Source organism: Bradyrhizobium sp. LB11.1 (assembly GCF_040549385.1).
GTDB lineage: Bacteria > Pseudomonadota > Alphaproteobacteria > Rhizobiales > Xanthobacteraceae > Bradyrhizobium.
The window spans coordinates 143,947-164,494 of record NZ_JBEPTH010000009.1 but is presented as its reverse complement, the minus strand read 5'-3'; the positions used below and the strand labels follow the sequence as shown (position 1 = coordinate 164,494).

20 protein-coding genes are annotated in these 20,548 nt (G+C 63.0%); 13 read left to right on the top strand and 7 right to left on the bottom strand.

The window, feature by feature from the left end:
• Positions 1-41: 41 nt before the first annotated feature.
• Positions 42-1,337: a hemolysin family protein gene (locus tag ABIA96_RS23635; protein WP_354139450.1), complete on the top strand. Its 1,296-nt coding sequence runs from the start codon at positions 42-44 to the stop codon at positions 1,335-1,337.
• A gap of 123 nt (positions 1,338-1,460) precedes the next feature.
• On the opposite strand, the gene ABIA96_RS23630 is transcribed toward ABIA96_RS23635, so the two are convergent.
• Entirely contained in the window at positions 1,461-2,390 is a 930-nt protein-coding gene (locus ABIA96_RS23630; RefSeq protein WP_354139449.1) for a LysR family transcriptional regulator, read from the bottom strand.
• Between the two features lie 107 nt (positions 2,391-2,497).
• Here ABIA96_RS23630 and ABIA96_RS23625 point away from each other — a divergent pair, with 107 nt between their 5' ends.
• The 10 genes from ABIA96_RS23625 to ABIA96_RS23580 all read left to right on the top strand — a co-directional run bounded on the left by ABIA96_RS23625 (position 2,498) and on the right by ABIA96_RS23580 (position 11,430).
• Positions 2,498-3,664: a muconate/chloromuconate family cycloisomerase gene (locus tag ABIA96_RS23625; RefSeq protein ID WP_354139448.1), complete on the top strand. Its 1,167-nt coding sequence runs from the start codon at positions 2,498-2,500 to the stop codon at positions 3,662-3,664.
• A 3-nt stretch (positions 3,665-3,667) separates the two neighbouring features.
• Positions 3,668-3,958, top strand: coding sequence for a muconolactone Delta-isomerase (gene catC, locus ABIA96_RS23620; RefSeq protein WP_354139447.1), 291 nt, complete (start codon positions 3,668-3,670; stop codon positions 3,956-3,958).
• Between the two features lie 56 nt (positions 3,959-4,014).
• A complete protein-coding gene (locus ABIA96_RS23615) occupies positions 4,015-4,908 on the top strand; it encodes a dioxygenase family protein (protein ID WP_354139446.1) in 894 nt (297 codons plus the stop codon).
• A 51-nt stretch (positions 4,909-4,959) separates the two neighbouring features.
• Positions 4,960-6,330: a Rieske 2Fe-2S domain-containing protein gene (locus ABIA96_RS23610; protein ID WP_354139445.1), complete on the top strand. Its 1,371-nt coding sequence runs from the start codon at positions 4,960-4,962 to the stop codon at positions 6,328-6,330.
• Positions 6,327-6,851, top strand: a complete 525-nt coding sequence (gene benB, locus ABIA96_RS23605) for a benzoate 1,2-dioxygenase small subunit (RefSeq protein ID WP_354139444.1) — start codon at positions 6,327-6,329, stop codon at positions 6,849-6,851. The genes ABIA96_RS23610 and benB overlap by 4 nt, the downstream gene beginning before the upstream one ends.
• Before the next feature lie 31 nt (positions 6,852-6,882).
• A complete protein-coding gene (gene benC, locus ABIA96_RS23600; RefSeq protein ID WP_354139443.1) occupies positions 6,883-7,905 on the top strand; it encodes a benzoate 1,2-dioxygenase electron transfer component BenC in 1,023 nt (340 codons plus the stop codon).
• A complete protein-coding gene (gene benD, locus ABIA96_RS23595; protein WP_354139442.1) occupies positions 7,902-8,678 on the top strand; it encodes a benzoate diol dehydrogenase BenD in 777 nt (258 codons plus the stop codon). Before benC ends, benD begins: the two co-directional genes overlap by 4 nt.
• A gap of 172 nt (positions 8,679-8,850) precedes the next feature.
• Positions 8,851-10,119: a M20 family metallopeptidase gene (locus ABIA96_RS23590; RefSeq protein ID WP_354139441.1), complete on the top strand. Its 1,269-nt coding sequence runs from the start codon at positions 8,851-8,853 to the stop codon at positions 10,117-10,119.
• Between the two features lie 10 nt (positions 10,120-10,129).
• Positions 10,130-10,789, top strand: coding sequence for a trimeric intracellular cation channel family protein (locus ABIA96_RS23585; RefSeq protein WP_354139440.1), 660 nt, complete (start codon positions 10,130-10,132; stop codon positions 10,787-10,789).
• A gap of 68 nt (positions 10,790-10,857) precedes the next feature.
• On the top strand, positions 10,858-11,430 hold the full coding sequence (locus ABIA96_RS23580; RefSeq protein WP_354139439.1) for an NADPH-dependent FMN reductase: 573 nt from the start codon (positions 10,858-10,860) through the stop codon (positions 11,428-11,430).
• 193 nt (positions 11,431-11,623) lie between these two features.
• On the opposite strand, the gene ABIA96_RS23575 is transcribed toward ABIA96_RS23580, so the two are convergent.
• The 4 genes from ABIA96_RS23575 to ABIA96_RS23560 form a co-directional block, all read right to left on the bottom strand.
• Entirely contained in the window at positions 11,624-11,863 is a 240-nt protein-coding gene (locus tag ABIA96_RS23575) for a PilZ domain-containing protein (RefSeq protein ID WP_354139438.1), read from the bottom strand.
• 103 nt (positions 11,864-11,966) lie between these two features.
• On the bottom strand, positions 11,967-13,592 hold the full coding sequence (locus tag ABIA96_RS23570; protein WP_354139569.1) for an FMN-binding glutamate synthase family protein: 1,626 nt from the start codon (positions 13,590-13,592) through the stop codon (positions 11,967-11,969).
• A gap of 213 nt (positions 13,593-13,805) precedes the next feature.
• Positions 13,806-14,684 (bottom strand): patatin-like phospholipase family protein, encoded by an 879-nt coding sequence (locus ABIA96_RS23565; RefSeq protein WP_354139437.1) that lies wholly within the window; start codon positions 14,682-14,684, stop codon positions 13,806-13,808.
• Between the two features lie 210 nt (positions 14,685-14,894).
• Positions 14,895-15,668, bottom strand: a complete 774-nt coding sequence (locus tag ABIA96_RS23560) for a ferredoxin--NADP reductase (RefSeq protein ID WP_354139436.1) — start codon at positions 15,666-15,668, stop codon at positions 14,895-14,897.
• A 372-nt stretch (positions 15,669-16,040) separates the two neighbouring features.
• On the opposite strand from ABIA96_RS23560, the gene ABIA96_RS23555 reads away from it, so the two are divergent.
• Entirely contained in the window at positions 16,041-16,844 is an 804-nt protein-coding gene (locus ABIA96_RS23555; protein ID WP_354139435.1) for an ATP-grasp domain-containing protein, read from the top strand.
• Between the two features lie 208 nt (positions 16,845-17,052).
• Here the strand turns inward: ABIA96_RS23555 and ABIA96_RS23550 are convergent, their stop codons facing one another.
• Together ABIA96_RS23550 and ABIA96_RS23545 are read right to left on the bottom strand one after the other, a co-directional pair.
• Positions 17,053-17,973 (bottom strand): amino acid ABC transporter substrate-binding protein, encoded by a 921-nt coding sequence (locus ABIA96_RS23550; protein ID WP_354139434.1) that lies wholly within the window; start codon positions 17,971-17,973, stop codon positions 17,053-17,055.
• A gap of 12 nt (positions 17,974-17,985) precedes the next feature.
• Positions 17,986-19,281 carry a dicarboxylate/amino acid:cation symporter gene (locus ABIA96_RS23545; RefSeq protein ID WP_354139433.1) on the bottom strand — a complete coding sequence of 432 codons (1,296 nt, stop codon included), beginning with the start codon at positions 19,279-19,281 and terminating at the stop codon, positions 17,986-17,988.
• A 211-nt stretch (positions 19,282-19,492) separates the two neighbouring features.
• On the opposite strand from ABIA96_RS23545, the gene ABIA96_RS23540 reads away from it, so the two are divergent.
• Positions 19,493-20,494 carry an NADP-dependent oxidoreductase gene (locus tag ABIA96_RS23540; protein WP_354139432.1) on the top strand — a complete coding sequence of 334 codons (1,002 nt, stop codon included), beginning with the start codon at positions 19,493-19,495 and terminating at the stop codon, positions 20,492-20,494.
• The last annotated feature ends 54 nt before the right edge of the window (positions 20,495-20,548 follow it).

Below are 20,548 nucleotides of genomic sequence, written 5' to 3'. Positions count from 1 at the left end.
CGGCGCCCGCCGGGTTGAATCTCCCATCTCCCCTGCGCAAAATGTTGTCTGTCGAACTCATCATCGTCGCCGTCCTGATCGTCATCAACGGCCTGTTGTCGATGTCCGAGCTGGCCGTGGTCTCATCGCGCCCGGCGCGGCTGTCGCTGCTGGCCGCCAAAGGCGTGCGCGGCGCCGAGCGCGCGCTGACGCTGGCTGCCGATCCCGGAAAGTTCCTCTCGACGGTGCAGATCGGCATCACGCTGGTCGGCGTGCTCTCGGGCGCATTCTCCGGCGCGACGCTCGGGCAGCGGCTGACGCAATGGCTGGTCGAGCTCGGCGTATCGGCTGGTATTGCCGACATCGTCGGCGTCGGCATCGTCGTCACGCTCATCACCTACGCGACCCTGATCGTCGGCGAGCTGGTGCCGAAGCAGGTGGCACTGCGCGACCCCGAGAGCATCGCGGTCAAGGTCGCGCCCGCGTTGCACGTGCTGGCGCGCATCTCGCTGCCGCTCGTGTTTGTGCTCGATCTCTCCGGCAAGTTGATCCTCGCGCTGCTCGGCCGCAGCGGCAAGGCCGAGGAGAAAGTGTCGGAGGACGAGATCCATCATCTCGTCAGCGAAGCCGAGAGCGCAGGTGTGCTCGAGCCCGGCGAGAAGGAGATGATCGCCGGCGTGATGCGGCTCGGCGATCGCCCGGTTGGCGCCGTGATGACGCCGCGCACGGACGTCGACGAGATCGATCTGAACGATGCGCCGGAGGCCATTCGCGAGATCATCGTCAAGAGCCCACATTCACGCTTTCCGGTCTCGGACGGCGATCGCGACAAGCCTATCGGCGTGCTCCAGGCCAAGGATTTGCTGATCGCCTATATGAACGAACGCGCGCCGGATCTGCGCCCGCTCGTGCGCGAGGCGCCCGGTATTCCGATATCGGCAGATGCGCGCGACGTGCTGACCATCCTCAGGGCTGCGCCGGTTCACGTCGGTCTCGTCTACGACGAATACGGGGCCTTCGAAGGCATGGTGACTACCGCCGACATCTTCGAGTCGATCGTCGGCGCCTTCCACTCGGAGGAGGGACCGCCGGAGCCGGCCTATGTCAGGCGCGCCGACTCGTCGCTGCTGGTCTCAGGCTGGATGCCGGTCGACGAGTTCGGCGAGCTTCTGAACATCGAGCTGCCGCCGCATCGCTACAACACGGTGGCGGGTCTCGTGCTGCAGCAATTCACCGTGCTGCCCAATGTCGGCGATGCCTTCGACTTCGCCGGCTGGCATATCGAGGTGGTCGATCTCGACGGAAGGAGGATCGACAAGATTCTTGCGAGCCGGCTCGGTGAAGTCGAGACAGGGTGAGACCTCAAGCGCGACATGGCGCTGCTGGCGACCAGCGGCCGCGACTGGGCCGTTCGCACATGGCGGCTGGCCGCGCCGCGTTCGCAAGCTTGAGGCGGCAACCTAAGCAGGCAAGACTCACGATCAAAATGGGTCGAACTGGTGCAGTGCGTCGGGCACTTCATACCCCCAGATTTCGTACATGCGCGCTATGACGTCGGCCATCAGGGTGAGCTCCGGCCGTTTGTCGCCGAGTCGATAACTCATGATGATCGGGGATGTTGCAGGCTCGACCAGCCGCTTATAGCGGACACCTTCGACGCGCGATTTCTGCACCGAGACAGGCACGATGCACACGCCTTCCTCGGCCGCGACCAGGCCGACGGCGATCTGCAGCTCGCGCGCCTCGTGTGCGATCCTCGGCTCCAGTCCCCGGTCATGGAACAGTGCGATCACCTGGTCGGCATAGCCGGGGCGGGGTGCGCGGGGGTAGAGAATGAGGCGTTCGTCGGCGAGCTGCATCAGCGACACCGGGCCGCTTTGTCTCTCCAGGGGGTGATCGACAGGCAATGCAGCCATTAACGGCTCCTCGCGGAGGACGATGCGCCGGACCTCGTCGTCGTCGAAGCGCACGCGTCCGAAGCCGACGTCGATTCGCCCTTCCTTCAAGGCTCCGATCTGTTCGAGGCTGACGAGTTCGATCAGGTGGATTTGGACGTCGGGCGCGGCACGCCGGAATTCGCGGACGAGTTCGGGCAGATGCCCGTAGAGCACCGAGCCCACGAAGCCGATGACGAACTGCCTCTTCTCGATCTTGAGCGCCCGTTTCATCATCGAGCGCATCTCCTCGACGCGCGACAGCACCTGGACCGCTTGCTCGTAGAAGAGCCGCCCGGGCTCGGTGAGCCTCAATGGTCGCGACGAGCGATCGATCAGTTCGGCTCCAACTTCGCCTTCGAGTTGCTGGATCTGTCGGCTCAGCGGCGGCTGCGCGATGTGCAGCCGGTCGGCCGCGCGGGAAAAGTTGCGTTCGTTGGCGAGGGTCACGAAGTAGCGGAGCTGCCTGAGGTCCATGTGTAATTATACCTTCAAGGTATAATATGTAAACCTAATCGGTCTTTGCCGTCCGCGCTCCTGGCTTCTATTTTTCAGCCAAGAAATACGAAATAGAGGATGCGCCGGTGACGACCAAAGCTGCTGAGATCGATACCTTTATCGTCGATGTGCCCACGATCCGGCCTCATGTGCTGGCGATGGCCACGATGCGCAGCCAGGCCTTGGTTCTGGTCCGGATCACCTGCTTCGACGGGGTTATCGGGATCGGCGAGGGCACCACGATCGGTGGTCTGAGCTACGGCGACGAAAGTCCGGAAGGCATCAAGCTCGCAATCGATACCTACATCGCGCCGGTCCTGAAGACATGTGACGTCTCCCGCGTCGCCGAGACGATGTCGAAGATCGGCAGCAGTGTCGTCGGCAACCACATCGCCAAATGTGCAGTCGAGACCGCGCTCCTCGACGCCGCCGGCAAGCGTCTCGGCGTTCCCGTCTCCGAATTGATCGGCGGGGGACGCGTACGCGACCGCCTGCCGGTGGCCTGGACACTCGCGAGCGGACATACCGCTCGCGACATCGAGGAAGCCGAGGCGATGATCGAGGCCAGGCGGCATTCGATCTTCAAGCTCAAGATCGGCAAGCGCAGCGTGTCCGACGATGTTGCTCATGTCGCGGCGATCAAGAAGGCCATCGGAAATCGCGGCAGCGTCCGCGTCGACGTCAATCAGGGCTGGGACGAGGCACAGGCCGACGCCGGCATGAAGATGCTCGAAGACGTCGGCTGCGACCTGGTCGAACAGCCGGTCGCCCGCGACGCGCTTGCCGCCATGGCGCGTCTGTCCGCCCGTCATGGCATCCCGCTGATGGCCGACGAAGCGCTGCACGGTCCCCGCGATGCGTTCCGTGTTGCCGCCGGCGCCGGCGCCCGCGTGTTCGCCGTGAAGATCGCCCAGTCGGGTGGACTACATGCCGGTCGCGATGTCGCGGCCATCGCCGACGCTTCGGATATCGGTCTCTACGGCGGCACCATGCTCGAGGCCGGCGTCGGTACGGCCGCCTCCGCCCATCTCTTCGCGACGTTTCCCAAACTCGCCTGGGGCACCGAACTGTTCGGCCCGCTGCTGCTCACGGAGGAGATCCTGGCCGAACCGCTGGACTATGCCGATTTTTCGCTGGGCGTGCCGACGGGACCCGGTCTCGGTATCGCCCTCGACGAGGACAAGATCGCCCGGTTTCGGCGGGATCGCACCGCGCCGACCCTGCACGTCGTCGCCGCAGCGAAGGGAGCGTGACACATGCTCACGATGGTCGAGATGAACGTACGTATCCCGCTGGACTTCGAAAAGGAAGAAGCCGAGCGCCTCAAGGCGCGCGAGAAGGAGCGGTTTCAGGAACTGCAGCGTGCCGGCAAGTGGCGTCACATCTGGCGCGTCGTCGGACACTACGCGAACGTCAGCATCTTTGACGTCGAAAGCAACGCTGAGCTTCACGACATCCTGACCAGCCTGCCGCTCTTTCCCTTCATGGAGATGAAGGTCACGCCGCTCTGCAGGCACCCATCCTCGACCCACGACGACGATCGCTGAAACACCTCGAACGACCAACGTCCGCATGGCGGACCTAAAACCAAGGGAGAAACGACATGGACGCGAATTTCGTGAAGACCCCGGAAGTCCAGGCATTGCTCGACAAGGCGGCAGGTCTCAATCAACCTGGCGGCGATCAGCGCCTGAAGGCGATCGTGCGCGACATCGTCGAGGCCGCTGCGAAAATCATCGTCCGCCACGATATCAGTGAGAACGAATTCTGGGGCGCCGTCAACTTCCTACAGAAGGGCGCGCCGGAATTCGGCTTGCTGGCTCCAGGCACGGGTCTCGAGCACTTCCTGGATCTGTTCATGGATGCGAAGGACGCGGAAGCTGGCCGCACGGGCGGCACGCCGCGTACCATCGAGGGACCGCTTTACGTGGCGGGTGCGCCGCTCGAGGAGGGCGATGTCAATCTGACGAAGGATCCGGACGCGACCGGCAGCCTCTACATGAGGGGCCGCGTCACTGGCCCGAACGGCGAGCCGGTCAAGGACGCGATCCTGCACGTCTGGCACGCCAACTCACAGGGCTGGTATTCGCATTTCGATCCGACCCGTGAACAAACGCCGTTCAACAATCGCGCGCGGATCAAGCTCGGCGCCGACGGAAAATACTCGTTTCACTCGAAGATGCCGAACGGCTATTCCGTGCCGCCCGGCGGCGCCACCGACACACTGATGAAGGCGATCGGTCGTCACGGACATCGCCCGGCGCACGTCCACTTCTTCATCGAAGCGCCCGGTTATCGGAAGCTGACGACGCAGATCAACTTCGGCGACGATCCGCATGCAGCCGACGACTTCGCCTTCGCCACCCGCGACGGTCTGCTGCCGGTCCCGCAGCGTCAGGGCGACAGCGCCTACATCAATTTCGATTTCCAGCTCCAGCGCGCCGCCGATGGCTCCGACGAGCACCTTTCCAGCCGACAGCGCGCCGAGGCGGCCTGAGGCTCGGCAGCGATCCGACGCGGCAACGAATACGAAAGAGGAGAGGAAGCGATGACGACACTTCTGGAGCGCATAGACGGCGCGGTGGTCGAAGACAAGGAGAGCGGGCTGTTCCGCTGTCGCCGCGACATCTTCACCGATGTCGAGATGTACGACCTCGAGATGGAGCATATCTTCGAGGGCAACTGGGTGTTCCTGGCGCACGAAAGCCAGATACCGGAGAACAACGATTATTTCAGCGCCTGGATCGGCCGCAAGCCGATCATGATCACCCGCGACAAGGCAGGCGAGCTCCATGCGATGATCAACGCCTGCGCCCATCGCGGCGCGATGCTCTGCCGACGAAAGCACGGCAACAAGGGCAGCTTCACCTGCCCATTTCACGGCTGGACTTTCAGCAATGCGGGCAAGCTTCTCAAGGTGAAGGACGGCAAGACCGGCGACTACCCGGCATCTTTCAACACCCAGGGCTCGCACGATCTGGCGAAGCTACCGCGGTTCGAGAGTTATCGCGGATTTCTGTTCGGTAGCCTGAATCCGGACGTCGTATCCCTCGAGGAGCATCTCGGCGGCGCGAGGGCGGTGATCGACCAGATCGTCGATGGGGCGCCCAACGGCATCGAGGTGCTGCGCGGCAACTCCTCCTACATCTACGACGGCAATTGGAAGCTGCAGATGGAGAACGGCGCCGACGGCTATCATGTGAGCTCCGTACACTGGAACTATTCGGCGACCATGGGCCATCGCAGCTACGACAACGAGGGCACCAAGACGGTCGACGCCAACGGCTGGTCCAAGAGCGTGGGCGGCGTCTACGGCTTCGAAAATGGACACATTCTGCTCTGGACCAATCTGCTCAATCCTGAAGTACGGCCTGTCTTCAATCACAAGGACGCGCTCGAAGCGCGCGTCGGGAAGGACCGCGCCGGCTTCATCATCGGCCAGACCCGCAATCTCGGAATCTACCCGAACGTCTACCTCATGGATCAGTTTTCGACGCAGATCCGCGTGGTGCGGCCGATCAGCGTCGACGAGACCGAGGTGACCATCTATTGCTTCGCGCCCAAGGGAGAGGACGCCAAGGAGCGCGCGACCCGCATCCGGCAGTATGAGGACTTCTTCAACGTATCCGGCATGGGCACGCCGGACGATCTCGAAGAATTCCGCGCGTGTCAGACCGCCTATGTCGGCGCCGGCGAGCTCTGGAACGACCTCAGCCGTGGTGCCGTCCACTGGATCGACGGCCCGGATGAGAACGCCAGGGCGATCGGCCTCAAGCCGCTGCTCAGCGGCGAGCGCAGCGAGGACGAAGGCCTGTTCGTGCGCCAGCACGAATTCTGGGCCAAGTCGCTGCGCCAGGCGATTTTGCGAAACGGCGGCGAAGCGGCCGACGCCGTCCCGATGCGGGGAGAAGCGGCATGACCCTAGCCACCGCCAGCCCGCTTGTGTCCGTCGGCAAATTTGACCTCGAACAGATCCGCTCCTTCCTGTTTCGCGAGGCGCGGCTCCTCGACGACCGGCAGTGGGACGAGTGGATCAAGCTTTATTCGCCCGACGCCAGCTTCTGGATGCCGGCGTGGGACGACGACGACCGGCTCGTCGAGGATCCGCAGCAGCATATCTCGCTGATCTACTACCCCAACAGGGAAGGCCTCGAAGATCGCGTCTTCCGGATCAAGACCGAGCGCTCGGGCGCGAGCACGCCGGAGCCACGCACCAGCCACAATATCTCGAATGTCGAGATCGTGGGGAAGCGTGACGGCGAGCTCGACCTGCGCTTCAACTGGCAGACGCTGAGCCATCGCTACAAGAAGACCGACAGCTTCTTCGGCACCGCATTCTACACGCTGGATACGCGCGGCGACGAGCCCCAGATTCTAGCGAAGAAGGTCGTGCTCAAGAGCGACTACATCCACCAGGTCATCGACATCTATCACATCTGACACCGCTCGTCGGGATCACCGGAGAGTAGACATGACTTATCGCGTGGCACTCAACTTCGAAGACGGAGCCACCCGCTTCGTCGAATGCAACGAAGGCGAAAAGGTCCTGGATGCGGCCTATCGCAACAAGATCAACCTGCCGATGGACTGTTCGGACGGCGTCTGCGGCACCTGCAAGTGCCGATGCGAGCGGGGCGAATACGATCTCGGCGACGAATACCTGGAAGACGCCCTGAGCGAAGCCGAGGCCGAAGAAGGACTGGTGCTGACCTGTCAGATGGTGCCTTCCTCGGACTGCGTCATCGCGGTACCGGTCCCGTCCGGTGCCTGCAAGGTGAAGCCTGCCGAACATGGCGGGGAGGTGAGCTCGGTCGCGCTCGCGTCCGATAGCACGATCATCCTCAAGCTCAAGCTCGACAGGCCCGACGCGCTGGGATTCCTTCCCGGCCAATACGTAAACCTCACCGTGCCGGGAACCAGCGAACATCGCTCCTACTCCTTCAGCTCGAAGGCAGGAGCGCCAGAAGTGAGTTTTCTCATTCGTAACGTGCCGGGCGGCCTCATGAGCGGCTGGCTCGCCAACGAGGCGAAGACGGGTGCCAGGATGAAGTTCGTCGGCCCGCAAGGAAGCTTCTTCCTGCGCACGGTGGAGCGTCCGGTCCTGATGCTCGCGGGCGGTACGGGCCTGGCGCCGATCTTGTCGATGCTTGAGGTCCTCGCCGACCAGGGCACCGATCAGCCGGTGCACCTGATCTACGGCGTCACCAACGATGGTGATCTGGTCGAGATCGAACGGATCGAGGCACTCGCCAGGCGACTGCCGACCCTTACCTGGGCGACCTGCGTCGTCAATCCGGATAGCGCCCATCCGCTGAAGGGCTATGTGACGGCTCATCTTGCCGACGAGCACCTCAATGCCGGCGACTGCGACGTCTATCTGTGCGGTCCACCGCCCATGGTGGAGGCGGTGCGGGCTTTCTTCATGGAGAAAGGGGTGAAGCCCTCGCATTTCTTTTACGAGAAGTTCTCCGCGACCGAAGCGGTGGCGGCATGATCTTCGCCGATCGCTTCGCCGGCAAGACGCTGGTTGTCACCGGGGCCGCACAAGGGATTGGACGCGCCGTGGCGCTACGAGCCGCAGCCGAGGGCGGCATGGTCCTGTTTGTCGATCGCGCGGATTTCGTAGGCGACGTCGCGTCAGAAGCGGGCGTGCGGGGTCGCGGCTTCGTGTGCGACCTCGAATCCTACGAAGGTGCCGCCGGGGCAATGACCGAGGCGGTCAGGTGTTTCGGCGGTGTCGATATTCTCATCAACAACGTCGGCGGCGCCATCCGGATGCGACCCTACGACCGGTTCGAGCCGCCGCAGATCGAGGCGGAAATCCGGCGCTCGCTGATGCCCACCCTTTGGTGCTGCCACGCGGTCCTTCCGCATCTCATCGAGCGGGGCGGCGGTACTATCGTCAACGTTTCATCGAACGCGACGCGCGGCATCCACCGCGGGCCGTACTCGGCCGCAAAGGGTGGAATCAACGCGATCACTCAAAGCCTGGCGATGGAGTACGCGTCACGCAACATCCGCGTCGTCGCCACGGCGCCCGGAGGCACCGAGGCGCCGCCGAGGCGCGTGCCACGTAACGCCGACGGTGACACGGCTGAGGAAACGCAATGGATGACCGAGGTCGTCAAGCAGGTTGAGGAGTCCAGCTTTCTCAAGCGATACGGAACGATCAATGAGCAAGTTGCGCCAATTCTGTTTCTCGCGTCGGATGAAGCGAGCTATGTCACCGGCAGCGTTCTTCCCGTTGCCGGCGGTGACCTCGGATGAGACTTGCTGGCTCTGTTGAACAGCAGCTTGTAGAGGCAGAGACCCGGCGGTTCGACGGCGCAACGCGACCTCTGCCGGCCGCACCGGTACGCTCGCATCCGCATCGAAATGACTTGCGCCTCGATAGAAACGAGCAAAGACTGCCTCGCCTCGTCACGCGATGGAGCCGCCCATGACCGCCAACGGAAGCTTTTCCGATCCGGCACTGCGCAACCTCGAGGCCCTGCTCCCCGACCTGGGCGAACTCTACAAGGACGTGCATTCGCATCCCGAATTGTCGATGCAGGAGACCCGTACGGCCAAACTCGCCGCGGACCGGCTTGTCGCGGCGGGCTTCGAAGTGACGTCGGGCGTCGGAAAGACGGGGGTGGTCGGGCTCCTTCGCAATGGCGACGGCCCGACCGTCATGCTGCGCGCCGACATGGACGCACTGCCCGTGCAGGAAGCGACAGGCCTCCCTTACGCAAGCAAGGCGACCGCCACCGATCGGGACGGCAATAGCGTCCCGGTCTCGCATATGTGCGGCCATGACATGCATGTCACCTGGCTTGCGGGCGCCACCAAACTGCTCGCGGAAGCCCGGACGCCTTGGCGGGGCACGTTGATGGTGGTCTTCCAGCCGGCGGAAGAAACGGCTGAAGGCGCGCGGGCCATGATCGACGACGGTCTGTTCAAGCGTTTTCCGAAGCCGGACATCATCCTCGGTCAGCACGTGATGGTGGGGCCCGCCGGCACGGTCGCCGGGCGCGCCGGCGCGATCACCTCTGCTGCGGACAGCCTGCAGATCCGTCTGTTCGGACGTGGTGCGCACGGCTCGATGCCGCAGGCCAGCATCGACCCCGTGGTCATGGCCGCCTCGACCGTGCTGCGGCTGCAGACCATCGTGTCCCGTGAAGTAGCTGCCGCCGAGGCGGCCGTGTTGACGGTGGGCGTCCTGCAGGCTGGCACCAAGGAAAACGTCATTCCCGACGAGGCGATCATCAAACTCAATGTGCGGACCTTCGATGCCGGCGTGCGCACGCGCGTGCTGGCGGCGATCGAGCGGATCGTCAACGCCGAAGCGGCCGCTTCGGGCGCGCCTCGACCACCCGAGATCACGACCCTCGATCACTATCCCCTCAACGTGAACAATCAGGAAGCCAGCAAGCGCGTAGTGGACGCGTTCCGCGGCCATTTCGGCGCCGATCGGGTCCGGGCGACCGGGCTGGCCCCTGCCAGCGAAGACTTCGGGTCCTTCGGCGCGGAGTGGCACGTCCCGTCGGTTTTCTGGTTCGTCGGCGGCACCGACCCGGAGACCTACGCGAAGGCGAAGGAAGCCAACCGGCTCAACGAACTTCCTGTGAACCACAGCCCGAAATTCGCGCCTGTTCTTCATCCGACGCTGCAAACCGGAGTCGAGTCGCTGGTCGTCGCGGCGCGCGCCTGGCTGCCGGCATCCTAGGCCCGAAATCATGGAGGAGCTTTCGCTTGCGCTCGATCTGATCGGCACCTTTGTGTTCGCGCTGAGCGGGGCGTTAGCCGGGGTGAAGCGAGGGCTGGACCTGTTCGGCGTTCTGGTTCTGTCGTTCGCGGCGGCGAACGCGGGAGGCATCACGCGCGACCTCCTGATCGGTGCGGTTCCGCCCGCCGCGTTCCACGATCTTCGTTATCTCGGCACCTCCCTGTTCGCGGGTCTCGTCACCTTCTACTTCGCGTCCTTGATCGTGCGGTTATCGAACGCGGTGTTGCTGTTCGACGCGGCGGGCCTCGCGTTTTTCGCCGTCGCGGGCGCGTCGAAAGCGCTCGATCACGGACTGAGCCCGGTCATGGCGGTCGTGCTCGGCATGGTGACCGGGATCGGCGGCGGTATGGTGCGAGACGTGCTGCTCACCGAGATTCCGACCGTGCTGCGCGCCGAACTCTATGCGGTCGCGGCACTTGTTGCGGCGACCGTCGTCGTGATCGGTCACCTGTTGCACTTGCCGGTCGCGCCGGTGACGATTACCGCGTTGATCCTGTGCTTCGGTCTCCGCGTCATGGCAATTCGATACAGATGGCAGCTTCCCGTCGCGAAGTTCGCCAAACAGTCCGACGTGACCGCCAAAGATGGGAACAATCCCGAGAAATTCTGAGCGCAGATGTGCGAGATGCCGAGCGTTTGAGCCCGTCGCCACGGGCGCCGAAGCGAGAGGAGTCGCCAATGACCAGCTACAAAGTCGGATACTTCGTCGGAAGCCTTGCTACCAAGTCGATCAATCGCAAACTCGCCCGGGCGCTGACGAAGCTGGCGCCTCCGAGCCTCGCATTCATGGAAATATCGTTCAAAGACCTTCCTCTCTACAGCTACGATTATGATGCGGACTATCCGCCCGTAGCGCGCGCATTCAAGGACGCCGTCGGCGCGGTCGACGCGTTGCTGTTCGTGACCCCGGAATATAACCGCTCGATTCCGGGCGGCCTGAAGAACGCCATCGACTGGGCAAGCCGGCCTTACGGCACCAATGCGTTCACGCACAAGCCTTCCGCGGTCATTGGGACCTCCCCGGGAGCGATCGGCACGGCGGTGGCGCAGCAGAGCCTTCGCAGCGTTTTGAGTTTCTGCAATTCGCCGCAGATGAATGCGCCGGAGGCCTATATCCAGTTCACGCCCGGCCTGGTCACCGACGAGGGAGAGGTGACTGTCGGCTCGACCGAGGAGTTTCTGCGCAATTATATGGCCGAATTCCACGCGTTCATTGGGCGGGTTCTGTCGGGACGGCCCAAGAATAGCTGATCTGATAATCTTCGCTGGACGATGGGCGCCTCGGTCGTCTCTGGCGATGCCGCGGCGCGGGGATTTTGCAACCAAAGCAGTCGCTCGAGGTTCATCTGATCCTCACCAGCGCATGGATGGCACATCGGCCTAGGCGTCGTGGGGATCGATGCCGGGACGACACCGGAATTGTTGCCCAAGCCCCGCCACACCATCACCCGAACCGCACCCCGATCCGTCTTTCCTTGCGCCACACCACCTTGCAGGACAGGTGCGCTCCGTCCGCCTTGATGGTCAGGGTGAAATGTTCGGGAATGCCGACGGGGCTGGTGACCTCGAGGGCCGCGCCGGTGTCGGAGAAATTACGGACAGTGCAGTCGATCGCGCCGCCGCCGAACTCGATGGTTCCGGCCTTGAGCACGCGGTGCCTGGCTTTGTCACGCCGTTCGTCCATCGGATCAATTTACACCCGAAGCTGACACAGAGGTTAAGATGCAACCGGCTCGCGACGAATTTACGCCGCTGCAGGCGGCGGTATCATGCGATGGATCGCCCTATTACAGCACGGGCTGAAACGAATCCGTCCGCGCCATCCGCCAGGCATCGCGGAACCGCGGGTCTTCCGTGCCTTCGAGCAGTTCGCCCGGGCGCAGCGCCGGATAGAGCTGTGCGAAAGTCTGCACATGGGTCGTCGAGCTCCGCTGGCTGAAATGGACCGGGCGCAGCTCCTGCGGATGGGTCAGACCGGCCGCCGCGATCAGCTCGGTCAGCGAATGCAGCGTGGCGTGGTGATAATTGTGCACGCGGTCGATCTTGAGCGGCACATAGAGCGCGCGCGCACGCGTCGGATCCTGCGTCGCGACCCCGGTCGGGCAGCGGTCGGTGTGGCAGCTCAGCGACTGGATGCAGCCAAGCGAGAACATGAAGCCGCGCGCCGAATTGCACCAGTCGGCGCCGATCGCCATTGCGCGGGCCATGTCGAAGGCAGTGGCGATCTTGCCGGACGCGCCGATCTTGATGCGGTCGCGGGCATTGATCCCGACCAGCGCGTTATGGACGAAACTGACGCCCTCGCGCATCGGCATGCCCAGATGGTCCATGAACTCGAGCGGCGCGGCGCCGGTGCCGCCTTCATTGCCGTCGACGACGATGAAGTCCGGATAGATGCCGGTCTCCAGCATCGCCTTGCAGATCGCCAGAAACTCCCAGGGATGGCCGATGCAGAGCTTGAATCCGGCCGGCTTGCCGCCGGAGAGTTCTCGCATCTCGGCGATGAACTGCATCATGCCAACAGGCGTCGAGAAGGCGCGGTGCGAGGCCGGTGAGATGCAGTCCTCGCCCATCGAGACGCCGCGGATTTTTGAGATCTCCTCAGAGACCTTCGCCGCCGGCAGCACGCCGCCATGGCCGGGCTTGGCGCCCTGGCTGATCTTGAGCTCGACCATTTTGATCTGGTCCTGGCTCGCAACACGCGCGAACGCATCAGGATCGAAGCTGCCGTCGAGATGACGGCAGCCGAAATAGCCGGAGCCGATCTCCCAGATGATGTCGCCCCCCATCTCGGCGTGATAGGGGCTGAAGCCACCCTCGCCGGTGTCGTGAGCGAAGCCGCCCTTCTTCGCACCGGCATTGAGCGCGCGGACGGCGTTCGGACTTAGCGCGCCAAAACTCATCGCCGAGATGTTGAACACCGAGGCCGAATAGGGTTTTGCGCAATCCGGTCCGCCGATGGTGACGCGAAACTTCTCCTCGGCATGCGCCTGCGGCGACACCGAGTGATGCATCCACTCGTAGCCCTCGCGATAAACGTCCTCCTGGGTGCCGAACGGACGCTTGTCGAGCTGCATCTTGGCGCGCTGATAGACCACCGCACGAATGTCGCGCGAGAACGGCATTCCATCCTTCTCGCTCTCAAAGAAATACTGCCGCATCTCGGGGCGTATCTCTTCGAGCAGGAAGCGGATGTGCGCCGAGATCGGATAGTTGCGGAGAACCGCATGGCCCTTCTGCATGAGATCGCGGACGCCGAGCAGCGTCAGGGCGCCGAAGATCACGATCGGGATCAGCAGGATCCCGAAGATCTTGCGGTCGGCGATGCCGATGCCGATCAGGAGCGCAGTGACGACCGCACAAATCGTCAGGATGATGAAGCGCGGCGAGAATGGAAGCAGCAGGGTTTCCATCAGCCCTTCGGGCGAAGCTTGCGTCTTGTTCTCGTTGGCCACGACCACGTCCCTCTCGTCAGCATGACGGGGTATGATACGCCCGCGCCGCGTCTATGGATATGACGCGGACCTGGCTTCAGGCTACCGAATCCACACGCTTCAAATCAATCCGTCCAGGCGCTGGCTTTTGCAGTGCAATAGATTCAACGACATGACAAATCAGTGACCAATTTAGTGGCCGTGCAGCTGCGCCTCGTGCGGAATCACGCCGTGCCGCTCGAGGCCGCCCTGCGCCAGCCATTCGCCGGTAGCCTCGATCGCACGATCAATGTGTTCGCCGGTGCGTGAGAAATCGTAAGGTGACCCCACCATCGGGCAGAGCGGCGGCACCACGACATATTCGATATCCGGGGCAAGCGCTTCGAGCTCGGCCACCAACTGCCGTGCGGTCAGCAGCGTCAGCGCGTGCAGAGCATTGGCGACCGCGCCGACCGGTGGGCTGGCGACCGCGCAGGCGTGCCCGGCCGGCAGGACGATCAGCCGCCTGGCGCCCTTCTGCACGGCGATCCGGACCGGCGTGTTCGAAGAGATCGCGCCGTCGGCAAGGAAGAGGTTTCGGTAGTGGACCGGCGTGAAGGCGCCGGGGATCGCGGTGGACGCCAGGACCGCCTCGACCGCCGGACCATCCGACAGCACCACGCTCTCGCCGGAGACGAAATCGGTGGTCACGATGTGCACCGGAAGCTGCGCCTGCTCCAAATTGCGGTAGGGCAGATGATCCTCGATCAGCTTGCGGATGCCGTCATGGGGGATCAAAAAGTCCCGCCGCCACATGAATCCGAGCAGGGTCCGCCACGTGACCGGGAAGACGTCCTGACGTTTCAGGCTACGCCAGATCGCTTCCAGCCCGAGCACGCCCTTGAGCGAGGGATCGCCGGCATAATAGGCGCCGTTGATCGCGCCGACACTGGAGCCGACCACGAGGTCGGCGACGACCCCGTGCTTGGCCAGCGCATGCATCATGCCGACCTGGATCGCCCCGAAACTGCCGCCACCCGCCAGCACATAGGCAGTCGGTCTTGGCGGACGACCATGGTCGATCGCGGACAAGGCGTGGTAGCTCCCCCATTTCTCGCATCGCACCATCGCTGCGAGATTTCGGCGCGAACTTATAACAAGCCACGCGCGGGCGACGCCAATAACAAAGTCGGGGGAGGATGGTGAGGGGAAGAGGCGATGGGAGGCGAGGCGCTGGCCCGCTCTCCACTCGCGTCGCGGCCTTGGCCGAGACGACAGTGAGTTAACTGGCGCGAGCCGTGCTTAGCGCTCGACGAACGCCTTCTCGATCACGAAATGGCCGGGCTTGTTGCCGGAGCCTTCGATGAAGTCGCGGCCTTCGAACATCACTTTCAGCTCTTCGAGCATCGCCGGGCTGCCGCACATCATGACTCGGTCGGTTGCGATATCGAGCGGACCCTGTCCGATGTCGTTGAAGATCTGCTCGGAGTTGATGAGGTCGGTGATGCGGCCGCGATTGCGGAACGGTTCACGGGTCACGGTCGGATAATAGATCAGCTTGTCCGCGAGCAGCTCCCCGAACAGCTCGTCCTCGCGCAAATTCGCGACCAGCTTCTCGCCATAGGCGAGCTCGGAGACCTGGCGGCAGCCGTGCACCAGCACGATGGTCTCGAACTGCTCATAGACCTCGGGGTCCTTGATCAGGCTGGCGAAGGGCGCAAGACCGGTACCGGTCGAGAGCAGCATCAGCCGCTTGCCGGGGACGAGGTTGTCGGTGATCAGCGTGCCGGTCGCCTTGCGGCCGACCAGGATGGTGTCGCCTTCCCTGATCTTCTGGAGGCGCGAGGTCAGCGGACCGTCCTGCACCTTGATCGAGAAGAACTCGAGCTCTTCTTCGTGATTGGCGCTGGCCATGCTGTAGGCGCGCAGCAGCGGACGGCCCTCGATCTCGAGGCCGATCATCGCGAACTGGCCGTTCTGGAAGCGGAAGCCGCTATCGCGCGTGGCGCGGAAGCTGAACAGCGTGTCGGTCCAGTGCTGGACGGACAGAACCTTCTCTCGGTAAAACGCGCTCATGATTTTCGATATTCCGAATAATTGCGGCTTTTAGGGCAAAAGCGTTGCCCGGCCCTGAAAACCGGGCGGACACCATTGCCATGGCGGAGGATTTCTTGGGTGTGATCTACGCCATTGAGGCCAATAATCAACCTCGTTCCGGCTGCAGTTGATGCCGGTCAAAGCGGCATTTGCGGCGAAAATGGTCACGTCATTAACGGATCTGCTGTCCGGCGTGCCTCAAGGGCAATTTCTTTTCCCTTTTGAGCTCGAAAGCAGCACTTAATTTCCGTCCTGCTCGCGAGAATTTCATTAAGAATAGCTCCGATTTCACTCCGGCTTGGCGCCATTTCCCGCATTTTTGCGGCTTTTAGCGCCTGGAACGACCGAGACATGACAAGCAGCGAGCGGATCTTCGTCCAGGCCATCAGGCGCTATGGCGCGCGCTATGGCATCGACGTCGATGTCCGCGCCGATGGATGGCTGATCGCGATGCGCCGTGGCGAGATGCGCCGCTTCGCCTTCGGCTACGACATCGGCCTCAACAGCGCGATCGCACATCGCCTCGCCAACGACAAATCGGCGACATCAGAGGCGCTGTCGCTCGCGGGCCTGCGGTGCATTCCGCATCATCTCTTCCTCAATCCAAAGCTGGGCACGAATGTTGTTGGCCCCACCTGGCGAGATGGGATGCTTGAGCTGCTTCACGACCATCCGCAAGGCGTGGTGGTGAAACCGAACGAGGGGACGTCGGGGCGCTCGGTGTTCAAGGTGACGACGGAGGTGGAACTCGACCATGCGGTTGGCGAGGTTTTTTCGATGAGCGCCGGGCTCGTGATCTCGCCCTATGTCGCGATCGAGGACGAAGTCCGTGTGATCCTGCTCGATGACGTGCCCCTGGTCGTCTACAGCAAGCAGCGTGGCACAGATTGGCGGCACAATCTCGACACCGGCGCCAAGCCGGTGCTGTTGGAGGATGGCGAGGTCCGCGCGGCCTGCGCAAAACTTGCCATCGACGCGGCCAACGCGATCGGCATCCGGTTCGCGTCGATCGACGTGGTCCGTGTCGATGGCGCGTGGAAAGTGCTGGAAATCAATTCGGGCGTGATGATGGAAGCGCTGGGGAAGCTGCATCCGGAGCTGGTGCAGGCGACGTATGACGCGGCGCTGGATCGGGTGTTTGGGGATGTAAGCTGAGCGCGAGTGCTCGCTGTAATCCTTTCTCCCCTTGTGGGAGAAGGTGGCGCGAAGCGCCGGATGAGGGGTATGTCTCCGCGAATTCATGAGAGTTGGTCTCGCGGAGACATACCCCTCACCCGTCTCGCCGCTGCGCGGCGAGCCACCCTCTCCCACAAGGGGCGAGGGTGCACCGAGCTTGTAGCGCGAGCGCTGCAGTCAGGCTCCGCTAATTATTCGCGCTCGCGGAATCGTCCATCGCCTTGAAGGCTTCTTCCAGCTGTAGCGAGATCGGCACGCTCATTTTCTCACCGGTCGGCATTCGCGCGATGAACCATTTGTTGTAGAGCGGCACGAGGTCGTGGTTGGAGCCGAGCTTGCGGAAGGTGCGGTCGACCACGGCTGACAGTTGCGGATCGCCCTTGCGGAACATGATGCCGTAGGGATCGTAGGACAAATAATCGCCGGTGACGCGAAACTTGTCCTGCGCCTTGTGGCGGACGATCAGGCCCGAGAGGAGAATGTCGTCCGTCGCGAAGGCGTCGGCCTTGCCGTCGACGAGCATCTGGTACGACTGCTCGTGATCGGCGCCGACGACGATTTTCAGCCCCAAGGAAAACTTCTTGTCGGCCGCCTGGATCGCCTGCTCGTTGGTGGTGCCCTTCGTCACCACGATGGTCTTGCCCTTCAGGTCGGTCAGCGCCTGGACGCTAGACGCCTTCGGCACCATCAGCTTGGTGCCGGCCACGAACATCAGCGGCGAAAAGGCGACGCGCTTGCCGCGCTCGGAATTGGCCGTGGTCGAACCGCACTCCAGGTCGATCTTGTTCTGAAGCACGGCGTCGATGCGGTCGTCCGAGGTAACCTTGACGTAGTCGATCTTCAGATTGGGATCGTCGACCTCGACGCCGATCTCCTCGACAATGGCCTCGCAGAGTTCGAGGCTGTAGCCGATCGGTCGGTTGGCCTGGTCAAGGAAGGAGAACGGCGGCGAACTTTCGCGATAGCCGAGCCGCACGGTGTGCGCATTCTTGATGGCTGATAGCGTCGGGCTAAGCCCTTCGCTGCCGACGGTCTGAGCGGAGGCACCGGTTGCCAGCAGACACGCTGCCAGCAACAGGCTGCCCGAAATCGCCGTCAAAGGGCGCATGACGTCCTCCAGTCAGTGACCGGCCATCGCAGGCACTTCGCCCGGCACCATATCGCCCGGCACGACATCGCCCGGTCCCATCGCGTGCTCAGGCCCGAGTTCGCCTTCCCACTTCGCGACTACCGCGGTCGCGAGCGAGTTTCCGATCACGTTGGTGGCGCTGCGGCCCATGTCGAGGAAGGTATCGATGCCCATGATCATCAACAAACCGGCCTCGGGGATGCCGAACTGCGACAGCGTCGAGGCAATCACCACGAGGGAGGCGCGCGGAACGCCGGCGACGCCCTTCGAGGTAATCATCAGCGTCGCCAGCATCGCAAGCTGCGTCGAGAGCGACATCTCGATGTGATAGGTCTGCGCGATGAAGATGCTGGCGAAAGTGCAGTACATCATCGTGCCATCGAGGTTGAAGGAATAGCCGAGCGGCAGCACGAAGCTCGAGATCCGCGACGAGGCGCCGAACTTGTTGAGCCCCTCGAGCGTCTTCGGATAGGCCGCTTCCGAGCTCGCGGTGGAGAACGCGATCATCAGCGGCTCGCGGATCAACCTGAGGAGATGGCTGTAGCGCGGCCCGATCACGATGAAGCCGACGATCACCAGGATACCCCAGAGCAGGAACAGCGACAGATAGAAGCCGCCCATGAACACGATCAGCTTCCAGAGCACCAGCAGGCCGTTCTTGGCGACCGTCGCAGTGATGGCGGCCCAGACCGCGATCGGCGCGAACAGCATTACATAGCTCGTCACCTTGAGCATGATGTGCCCGAGATCGTCGATCAGCGACAGGATCTGCTTGGAACGTTCGGGCAATGCGCCCATTGCCACCGAGAAGAACACCGCGAAGATCACGATCTGGAGGATTTCGTTCTGCGCCATCGCGTCCGCGATCGAGGTCGGGATCAGATGGGTCAGGAATTTCTCGATCGAGAACGCCGAGACCGGTAGGCCTGTCGACTGCGCCTTGTCCGGCAGCGTACCGGGGAAGTTGGCGCCGGGCTGGAGCAGATTGACCATGACGAGGCCCAGCAACAGCGAAACGAAGGAGGCGCTGACGAACCAGCCCATGGTCTTGGCAAAGATTCGTCCGAGCCTTGCACCACTGCCCATATGGGCGATGCCGCCGACCAGGGTCGCAAACACCAGCGGCGCGATGATCATCTTGATCAGGCGCAGGAAGATCACGGCGATCAGGTTGATGGAGGAGGCCCAGTCGCCTCGCGTATCGGGCAGGAAATTGTAGATCGCCGAGCCCATGATGATGCCGAGCACCATCGCCGCCAGAATGTATTGCGTAAACCTGTTGGACATCAAAGACCCCCACTACACCGGCCGCTTCATGATGTCGCAGATATGACAGCGACGCAACACGCTTTGCGTGCGGTCGCTCGAAGTCGGATGTTCCCGTTGCGAAACTGGGCGCAGCGATCTAGCCTTCATGCAGCGCACAACGAATGCGGCTTGCACGTTTTGTTTGCGGGCGATGCATCAATAAACGTCAGACAATCAGAGAGGGAACGCCATGACTGGAAGCGTCAATCGGCAAATTCTTCTGGTGGAAAAGCCCAGCGGCAAGCTCGGTCCCGCGCACTTCAAGATGGTTGAGAGCGCGCTGCCGGAGCCAAAGGACGGCGAGGCCTTGCTGCGCGTGCGTTACATCTCGCTCGACGCCGCCAACCGCGCCTGGATGCACGGCGCGACGTATCGCTCGGCCGTCGAAGCCAACAGCGTGATGGCCGGCGGCGCCATCGCCGAGGTCATCAGCTCCAAGGCGCCGGGGCTTGCACCCGGCGACATCGTGTTCGGCGACACCGGCTGGCAGGAGTTTACCGCAGTGCCCTCGAAGCATTTGACGAAAATGCCGAAGCTCGAGCCGATGACACATCTGCTCAGCGTGTTCGGCATCGCCGGCCTCACGGCCTATTTTGGCCTGCTCGAGGTCGGCAAGCCCAGGGAAGGCGAGACTGTCGTGGTCTCGGCGGCAGCGGGCTCGGTCGGCTCGATCGTCGGACAGATCGCCAAGATCAAAGGATGCCGCGTGATCGGCATCGCCGGCGGCGCCGACAAGTGCTACTGGCTGACCTCCGAGCTCGGCTTCGATGCGGCCGTCGACTACAAGGACGGCGCGGTGTTCAAGGCGCTGCGTGCGGCCGCGCCAAAGGGCATCGACGTCTATTTCGACAATGTCGGCGGCGACATTCTGGAAGCCTGCATTCCGCAGATGAACAATTACGGCCGCATTGCCTGTTGCGGTGCGATCTCGCAATATGACGGCGCGCCGTCGGCGCACGGCCCGCGCGGCGTGCCTGGTTTGATCGTGGTGAAGCGGCTCATCATGCGGGGCTTCATCGTGATGGACTACATGAAGGAAAGCCAGCGCGCGCTCGCCGATCTCCAGACCTGGGTGAAATCCGGCAAGCTGAAGGTGCAGGAAGACATCATCGACGGATTGCAGAACACGCCGAAGGCGCTGATCGGACTGCTCGCCGGCGAGAATCGCGGCAAGCGCATGGTCAAGCTCTAACGACGTACTGTTTGAGCATGATCTCCGCGCAAACGCGTGCCGCGCTTTTCGCGA